The organism is Armatimonas sp., from assembly GCF_031410135.1.
In the GTDB taxonomy this organism is placed as follows: domain Bacteria; phylum Armatimonadota; class Armatimonadia; order Armatimonadales; family Armatimonadaceae; genus Armatimonas.
The window spans coordinates 1-8721 of sequence record NZ_JANNYP010000806.1 but is presented as its reverse complement, the minus strand read 5'-3'; the positions used below and the strand labels follow the sequence as shown (position 1 = coordinate 8721).

6 protein-coding genes are annotated in these 8721 nt (G+C 58.9%); 5 read left to right on the top strand and 1 reads right to left on the bottom strand.

The genetic code is table 11. The annotated features are described in order from the left end of the window. Nucleotides 1-94: 94 nt before the first annotated feature. The gene (locus RMO15_RS29575) at nucleotides 95-1264 is read right to left on the bottom strand and encodes an acyltransferase (RefSeq protein ID WP_309721618.1); all 1170 of its coding nucleotides are present in this window, start codon (nucleotides 1262-1264) and stop codon (nucleotides 95-97) included. 87 nt (nucleotides 1265-1351) lie between these two features. Between RMO15_RS29575 and RMO15_RS29570 the strand changes: the two genes are divergently transcribed. The 5 genes from RMO15_RS29570 to RMO15_RS29550 form a co-directional block, all read left to right on the top strand. Further along, nucleotides 1352-3793 carry a DUF1592 domain-containing protein gene (locus tag RMO15_RS29570; protein WP_309721616.1) on the top strand — a complete coding sequence of 814 codons (2442 nt, stop codon included), beginning with the start codon at nucleotides 1352-1354 and terminating at the stop codon, nucleotides 3791-3793. 9 nt (nucleotides 3794-3802) lie between these two features. Next, nucleotides 3803-5152, top strand: a complete 1350-nt coding sequence (locus tag RMO15_RS29565) for a DUF1552 domain-containing protein (protein WP_309721613.1) — start codon at nucleotides 3803-3805, stop codon at nucleotides 5150-5152. An 82-nt stretch (nucleotides 5153-5234) separates the two neighbouring features. Further along, nucleotides 5235-6089 (top strand): hypothetical protein, encoded by an 855-nt coding sequence (locus RMO15_RS29560; protein ID WP_309721612.1) that lies wholly within the window; start codon nucleotides 5235-5237, stop codon nucleotides 6087-6089. Nucleotides 6090-6113: 24 nt separating this feature from the next. After that, the gene (locus RMO15_RS29555) at nucleotides 6114-6872 is read left to right on the top strand and encodes a hypothetical protein (protein WP_309721609.1); all 759 of its coding nucleotides are present in this window, start codon (nucleotides 6114-6116) and stop codon (nucleotides 6870-6872) included. A gap of 55 nt (nucleotides 6873-6927) precedes the next feature. After that, nucleotides 6928-8721: OmpA family protein (locus RMO15_RS29550; protein ID WP_309721607.1), on the top strand; the 1794-nt coding region annotated here is incomplete at its 3' end.

Sequence of the window (8721 nt, the reverse complement as noted above, 5' to 3'; positions counted from 1 at the left end):
CCCACTGGCAGGCTCTTCTCCCGTAGGTTACCCTCCCTCCCCCCGCCCCCGCTCTCCCAAAAACCAACGCCCATCGGGTGGGAGAGTGGGGGAGTCAGAACCCACTCCCTGACCCTCTCCCGTTATCGGGGGGGGGTGGCGAGGAACGAGCCGGGGGAGGGAAAAACCTACGCCGCAAGATCGGTAGCTCAAAGGCGTACGTGATCAGTGCGGAGAGTGCCAGCGACACCAACCAGCTCACCAGCGTGAAGCGCACCCGCAAGCTCTCGTCGGTGACCTTCCAGGGCTCTGCAATTCCCATCGAGTTTTGCAGGAGTGTTGCCACCAGCGTGTGCCAGAGGTAGAGGTTGTAGGAGATCGTTGCCAGAAAGCGTAGCGGAAGCGGGCACTTCAGCGGGGTCAGCGAGCCTGCCACGGTCGTGATCAGAAGTGCCAGGGCAAAGGGCAAGCGCACCGCCGCCTGGTGGTTCATCTGCCCGTTGCGGCCATTGGGCAAGCCCTGGAACGAGTGAAAGACCCACCAGCACGCCACAAGGCCCACCAGTAAGACAATCCCCCACGCAACATGCGGCTTGAGACGCTTCTGCACCTGCGTCACCAGCACCGCCGCCGCCATTCCTCCACCGAAAAGATCCAGAAACCCCGGAAGCTGGTTCATTCGCCCCGTGTAGGCCAGCCCCTCTGTATCAAGCTGAAAGCTACGAAAGACCCAGAGGCGGTAGAGGCAGGCCAGCGCCACCAGGAGTAGTGTCCCGACCAGTGCGCTCCGGCGAAAGAGCCAGGCCACCAATGGGAAGGCGACATAGAACTGCACCTCGACGCCCAGCGACCAGAACACCCCATGAATCGAGCCGTAGGTCTCAAAGAGAAACGGGTGTAAAAAGCTTAGATGCGTCAAGAGATGCAGGTGCGGGTCGGCGTGGGCTATCGGATCGGGCAGAGCAAACCAGGCGACGAGCAAGCAGAGCCAGTAAGACGGCAGGATCTTCCATGCCCGCCGCGCAAAGTAGGTTTTCCAAGGGGGCAGGGCACCCGCACGGGCAATGGGCCAGTAGAGGCAGAAGCCACTCAAAAAGAAAAAAAGCTCGACGCCTAAGTAGCCACGCGGCACGAGCTGTCCTAGTGTCTCAAAGCGCTCCAGCGGGTTCCACCAGGATTTCTGCCAGAGATGAAAGAACAGCACTAAGGCGATGGCAAGCCCTCGAAGGCCATCGAGCACCTCCAGACGGCTATGGGGTAGTTCTTGCTTTTTCTTTTCCTGCACTTTCTCTATTATGACGGAAAAAAAATAAACCTAAAAGAAACCAGGAACCTGAACCAGATTCTCTCGGTAACCATCTATAAGATAGCCATGTTTCGACACGCCTCCCTTCTCGTCATTGGCCTGCCTCTTGCCGCTCTCACGGCAGGGGCGGCTCTGCCGCAAAAAAAGCCCGTGCAGAAAAACCCTGCGCCCGCGAGCGCAAAAGCAGCGCTCGCTACAGCCGCAGGGAACTTCGAGCGCGATGTCCTGCCACTGATCCAAAAATACTGTGTGGGCTGCCACACAGCTCCCAATGGCTCGGGAGCGATCAACCTGAGCAGCGAGAAAAGCTTCGCGTCGGTGCTCAAGAGCCGCACCTCGTGGGATCGGGTGAGCGGGGTGGTTTTAGAGAAGCGAATGCCACCCGCGGACATGCCCCAGCCCACCGATGCGGAGCGCAAGCGTATGGGCAACACCCTGGAGAGTCTTTTCTCGCAAGCGGACTGCAAGATCAACGACCCTGGCCGTGTGACCATGCGCCGCCTGAATCGCGCCGAGTACAACAACACGATCCGGGACTTGCTCGGGGTCAATGTGCGCCCCGCAGATGACTTTCCCAACGATGATGTGGGCTACGGCTTCGACAATATCGGGGATGTGCTCTCGCTCTCGCCGCTGCTGATGGAGAAGTACCTCAGCGCCGCCGCAAAGACGGCCCAAACCGCCATCATCGCCGCCGAAGACAAGCCGCGCCTCCAGAAGTTCCCTGCGGGCGTGCTCCAGGGCCCAGGGAGTATCTCCGGAGAAGGCTACCAGCTTGCCACCAATGGCGAGGCCAGTGTTGAGTACACTTTCCCGGTTCCGGGCACCTACACGATTATCGTCCGAGCGGGCGCGTCCACGTTTGGCAACGATACGCGTCTGATCGGCAAGGGCAAGGACGGCAAGCCCGATAAGCTGGGGCCCGAACCCGCGAAGATGGCCATCCAGTACAAAGGAGCTGCCATTCGAGGATTTGATGTTTTTGCCGGCCCCAACAACCAGCTAGACTATAAAACCACGGTAGCAGTTGAGCAGGCCGGTAAACAGAAAATCGGGGTCGCTTTCCTCAACGATGCCTACGACGAAAAGCTCCCTGAGGGCCGCCGTGACCGTAATTTCTACATTGAGTCTGTTAGTATCGAGGCATCGCCTGAGGTAATTAATAGTACGGCCCGGCGCGAGCTACCGTTCTCCCACCGCAAGATCGTGATTGACACCCCCGATGATACCTCCGATGCGGAGTGGAACCGTGCCGCCAAGGCCGTGCTGGCTCCGCTGGCGCACCGCGCGTTCCGTCGGCCTGTCACCGAGGCAGAAGTCACCCGCCTGATCGGGCTCACGCGGCTGGCGAAGGCGCAGAAGCAGTCTTTTGAAAAAGGGATTCAGCTTGCCCTCCAGGGAATCCTGGTCTCGCCGAGCTTCTTGTTCCGCCCCGAGCCCGATGCCAAGCCCGACGACCCGAACTACCGGCGGCAGCTCAACGACCATGAGCTAGCCACACGCCTCTCGTATTTCTTGTGGTCGTCTTTGCCCGATGACGAGCTACTGGGACTGGCGGATCAGAAGAAGCTCCAAAGTCCGGGTGTGCTACTGGCGCAGGCAAAGCGCATGCTCAAAGACCCACGCTCTCGCTCCCTCGCAGAGAACTTCGCGGGGCAGTGGCTCCAGCTTCGCAAAGTGGGTGTCGTGCAGCCAGATACCACGCGTTTCCCCAGCTTCAACGACCCACTCCGCAACGCCATGCGCACAGAAGCCGAGCTTTTCTTCTCAGGGATCGTCCAGGAAGACCGCAGCGTCCTAGAGTTTCTTGACTCCGACTATACCTACCTCAACGAGACTCTCGCTAAGCACTACGGCACTCCGGGAGTTCAGGGAGAAGAGTTTCGGCGGGTCGCGCTTCAAGGAGCGCAACGTGGCGGTGTGCTTTCCATGGCCTCGGTGCTGACGCTAACCAGCAACCCGGGGCGCACCTCGCCGGTAAAGCGCGGCAAGTGGGTGCTGGAAAATCTCCTGGGAACACCGCCGCCACCGCCGCCACCAAACGTCCCCGAGCTCGATAAGCCCGGCGGTAAGATCGAGGCGGAGACCCTGCGCAAGCGCCTTGAGATCCACCGGAGCAACCCGGCCTGTGCCAACTGCCACGCGCAGATGGATGGGATTGGGCTTGCGCTGGAGAACTACGATGCCATTGGCAAGTGGCGCACCGAGGATGCTGGAAAACCGATGGATGTCAGTGGCACACTTCCTGATGGCAATAAGTTCACCGGCCCCAAGGAGCTGAAGCGCGTGCTACTGAGCAAGAAAAGCCAGTTCACCAAGGCGATGACCGAGCGCCTGCTCACCTACGCCCTCGGGCGCGGTGTCGAGCGCACCGATAAATGTAACCTCGATACGATGGCAAAAAGCGTCGAGACAAAAAACTTCAAGTTCTCCGCGATGGTGGAGGCAGTGATCACAAGCAAGCCCTTCCGTGAGCGACGCGGAGATGAATCTGGCAAGAAGGTATAATAAAACACCATGAAAAATGCAAACATGACACGACGGACGCTTTTGCGAGGAGCAGGCGTGGCACTCGCCCTGCCTTACCTGGAAGCGGTTGCCTTTGCCCAGACCGGAAAGAGCGAGGGTGAAGCGCCTCTGCGAATGGCATTTCTGTTCGTTCCCAATGGGATCAACATGGCGCACTGGACCCCCGCCACCGAAGGCGCTCTGGGAGCACTGCCGCATGCACTAGAGCCCTTGGCGGGCATGAAAGACCACTTCAATGTGCTCACTGGCCTCACCCAGAACTGGGCCTTTGCACACGGTGATGGCGGCGGTGATCATGCGCGTTCCGCGGCGGCGTGGCTGACGGGTTGCAAACCCGTCAAGACCAGTGGGGCGAACATCAAAGTGGGGCTCTCAGCGGATCAGCTTGCCGCAGCCAAGCGTGGTGCTCTCACGCGCTTCCCCAGTCTCGAAATCGGCTGTGAGCGCGGCGGGCTGGCAGGCGACTGCGATAGTAGCTACTCCTGTGCCTACTCCAACACGATCTCGTGGCGCACCGAGAACTCGCCCGTCGCGAAAGAAGTTGACCCACGCCTCGTTTTTGAGCGGCTCTTTGGCGGAGAAGATCCTAATGAGAGCGCAGAGGCACGCGACCAGCGCAAGCTCAACAACAAGAGTATCTTAGACTTTGTGCTGGAAGACGCCAAGTCGCTCCAGGGCCGCTTGGGTGCCCATGACCGCCACAAGATCGATGAGTACTTCACGGGCATTCGCGAGATCGAGCGGCGCATGACGTTCTTAGAGAAAGCGGGCAAAGAGACCGGCGTAAGCGGCGAGGCACTCAAGGCCCGGATGTCCGGTGGCATGCCCGACTACCCGGATCATGTGCGCTTGCTTGGTGACATGATGGTGCTGGCCTTCCAGGCCGACATCACGCGCATCTCGACGTTTATGTTTGCCAACGAGGGCTCGAATCGGGCCTACAAGCAGATCGGCATCAACGACGGGCACCATGAGACCTCACACCATGGCCGTAACCCGGAGAAGCTAGAGAACATCAAGAAGATCAATAGATTTCACGTGGAGCAGCTCACCTATATCTTACAGAAGATGCAGAGCATCAAAGAAGGCAACCGAACGCTCCTAGACAACACCATGCTGGTCTATGGCGGCGGCATCAGCGACGGTGACCGGCACAACCACGACGACCTACCGCTCCTGATTGCAGGCGGCGCGGGCGGGACGCTCAAGGGCGGCCAGCACATCAAGTACAAAAACGGCACCCCGATGACGAACTTGCTCATCACCATGCTGGATCGCTTCGGCGTTCCCGGCGAGTCCCTCGGCGACTCCACCGGCAAGGTTCAGCAGCTCTTTTAACCCCCCCGATCAGAACGGGGGGACCCACCCCCTCCTTCCTCTCTGCCTCCGCAGGGTTGGGAGGAGGGTATAATAGAGCCCAATGGCACGTAAGAATCGACTGGCCGAGGCATTTAAGGAGAACTACAACGTCGTTGGGCTGGCGGGGGCTGCGGCTCTCTCGGCGGCTCTCCTCAACCCCCTCCCTCTACTTTTTGGGGTAGTCGCGGAAGCGGCCTATCTTCTCTTTGTCCCCGACTCTCGCTGGTACCAGCAGCGCCTCTCCCACCGCTTCGATGCCGAAGTGACAGCCCGGCGCAAGAAGCTACGCGACGATGTCTTTCTGGTGATCTCCGAGAACGTCCAAGAACGCTTCTCGCGTCTTGAGGATATTCGCACCCAGCTCGATGGCCATGCGCTCTCCAACGAGAACTGGATGCGGGAGGTCTGCCGCAAGCTGGACTATCTTCTCGAAAAGTTTCTGCTCTTTGCCCGGCGTGAAGTCGAGTTTGCACAGTATCTTGAGAATGTCTACGCCGAGGTCGTGGTGGGGCTGAAAAGCAAGCGGCGCGACAAAGACGGCCCTCCGGTTCCCAACGAAGACCGCGCAAAGCGTATGGTGACCACGATTCAGGAGCGCTTCGAGGATGAGATCGCGCAGATTGAGAATAAATCTGAGGAAGACTCCAACACCCAAGCGGTGCTAGACAAGCGCAAAGAGGTGCTGACCCAGCGCCACGAGTATGTGGGGCGGATCGGGCGGATATTAACAAACTTGGGCCACCAGATGCAGCTCTTGGAAGACTCGTTTGGGCTGATCAACGACCAGATCCGCGCACGGCCACCGGAGCAAGTGCTCGCCGACATCGAGGGTGTGGTGACCCAGACCGATGCGATGACGAATCTTTTGGATGAAATGGCGGCCTACGATGATATGTCGCGTCGTTTTGATTTATAATTCGAGTAAGGTTAAAGACAATTTATGCCCATTGCTGATAAATTCCGTAAAGCCGTCGGTCTGTTCGTGGTCATGCCCGAGCAAGAGCAGACCCCTGCGCCTCTTAATTTTTCCGACCCGCAACCCGCCTCTGCTCCCAGCGCGGAGATGTCAGATCTGGACCGTAAGCTGGCGGACATCGAGAAACGCTCCCAGGCGATTGCTGCGGGAGTGCCCGGAGCCACGCCGCCACCTCTGCCGCAGACCGTCGAGCAGCTGGTGCGGCAGAGCGACGGCCCGAACCTAGACGAGATCAAAGTTTCCTCGGAGGAGACCTCCGGTGCGCTCCTGCCCGATGGCACCGTGGACGTGCAGGCGATCTACGCGGGGGCCAAGCTCCCCACCGTGACTTTCGGGGCGGAACAAACGCGCGAGCTTTTAGGAAAACTGCCCGGCGGGCTCTCTCTGGACATGCAGCGCCAGATGGTCGCCGCCACGCTCACCACGATAGGTGCGACGATGGGAGCCAGCGCTGAGACGATTGTCGCCGATGCCTCCAGAAAGCTCGCCGCGCTCGCGTCTTACACAGCAGACCTGCAAAAAGTGACCTCGGAGCGCGTGAGCTACGCCCAGGCCGAGATCGAGGCACTGCAAGCCCGCATCGCCGAGCAGCAGGCCATTATCGCCAGCACCCAGCAGCAGCTCACTACTGCACAAGCGCAGTGCGAGGCCGAAGCCGATAAAATAGATGATATTTTAGAGTTTTTCAGCCTAGATACAGGGCCCTCGAAATATGCAGCGTAACTTTTTGGCGTATACCGGGTCTGATCTCTCTGTAGAAAGTAAAGGAGGCTAAGAAATGCCACAACTAACATCCGCAGGAAAAGCGGTTATACTTCTTTTAGTCGGAGGCGGTGCCATCGGTGCCTACAAGCTCTTTGGTAGCAAGCTGATTCCCAAGGCTCCCGAGAAAGCCTCGGTGAAGGGCGATGTTATTAAACTCCCCGGTGGAGTGCCAGGCACCGATCCTAACAAACCTGATGAAGGCCCCGTACTCATGCCTGGTCGTGAGCCTGGCTGTACAGACTTACCTGAAGTTCGTCTGCTGGGCTACGCCTGGAACGCCCACATGGGCTTGCACTTTGCCAACGGCGGGCCACAGGCCACTAAAGGTAGCCTGATGTGCACCAATGGGGTGAACCTAAAATTTGCACGCCAGGACATGAACGACAAGCTCACTGAGGCGCTGGTGACGTTTGCGACCAAGCTCTCTCAGGGTGAGAAGAACCCCAGTGTTGGGGCGCACTTTGTGACCGTGATGGGCGATGGCTCTGCCGCGTTCCTCAAGGGCGTGGACGATGCACTCGCGAAGATCGGGCCGGAGTACCGCCCGAAAGTGGTCGGGGCGATTGGCTTCTCCCGGGGCGAGGACAAGTTCATGGGGCCTACCGACTGGAAGAAAGACCCACAGAGCGCACGTGGCGGCGTGATCGCGGGTGTCTTGCGTGATGGCGACTGGAACATCGCGCAGAAGTGGATCGGCGACAACGACCTCAAGACCAACCCCGACGAAAAAACCTACGACCCCGACGCGATCAACTGGATCAACACTAGCGACTACTTAGACGCGGGCGAAAAATACATCACTGGCTACACCGAGGAGCGCGATGTAGTCCGCAACGGCAAGAAGACCGGCCAGCGCATGAAGATCAAGGTGGACGGCGTCGTGACCTGGACCCCCGGCGATGTCAATGTCGCGCAGAAGAAGGGCGGTCTGGTCTCGATTGTCTCCACCAAAGAGTACGCCAGCCAGATGCCCTGCGTGATTATCGGGGTGGACAAGTGGTGCAAGGCCAACCGCCCGATTGTGGAGGGCTTGCTCAAAGCCGCCCTCTCCGGTGGCGAGGCCGTCCAAAAGAACGATCAGGCACTCGGGCAGGCAGCGGAGATCAGCGCGGCTGTCTACAAAGAGAGCGATGCGGCCTACTGGAAAAAATACTACAAAGGCGTCACGGAGAAAGACAAGACGGGCCTAGACGTTGAGCTAGGTGGCTCGCGTGCCAACAACATCTCGGATGCGGCCTTCACCTTCGGGCTGGCTCCCGGCTCCGCGAATCTCTACGCCGCCGTCTACAAAGTCTTTGGGGATCTGGTCGTCAAGCAGTACCCGGAGATCGTCAGTGGCTATCCCTCAGCAGATCAGGTTCAAGATCTCTCCTACCTGAAGGCCGTGGTGGCTAAGGCGGGCTCGGGTGCGGTGAGCGTCGCCAAAACCAATGTAGTGGCGAATGTCAAGCCCGCACAACCCGGCCAGGGTGGTGAAGGATCTAAGAGCAAGTGGAATATCCCCTTCATGACCGGACGTGCGGAGTTCGATTCGAAAGCGGTTCAGGATCTTGAGAAACTCAAACGTAGCTTACTGGTTGCCTCAAATATGTCCGTGGAGATTCAAGGCCACACAGATAATGTTGGTGACCCGACTAAGAACATGCAGCTCTCGGAGGCACGCGCCTTTGCGGTAAAAACCTGGCTGGAAAAGCAAGCTCCCACAAACTTTAAGGGACGTATCTCGGTCTCCTCGTATGGACAGACAAAGCCTATTGTCCCCAATACGACGGATGCTGGACGCGCACAAAACCGCCGTGTTGAGATC

Excerpts from the sequence above, each read along its gene's own strand:
- RMO15_RS29570 (WP_309721616.1), top strand. The coding sequence starts at position 1,352 with ATGTTTCGACACGCCTCCCTTCTCGTCATTGGCCTGCCTCTTGCCGCT.
- RMO15_RS29565 (WP_309721613.1), top strand. The coding sequence starts at position 3,803 with ATGAAAAATGCAAACATGACACGACGGACGCTTTTGCGAGGAGCAGGC.
- RMO15_RS29560 (WP_309721612.1), top strand. The coding sequence starts at position 5,235 with ATGGCACGTAAGAATCGACTGGCCGAGGCATTTAAGGAGAACTACAAC.
- RMO15_RS29555 (WP_309721609.1), top strand. The coding sequence starts at position 6,114 with ATGCCCATTGCTGATAAATTCCGTAAAGCCGTCGGTCTGTTCGTGGTC.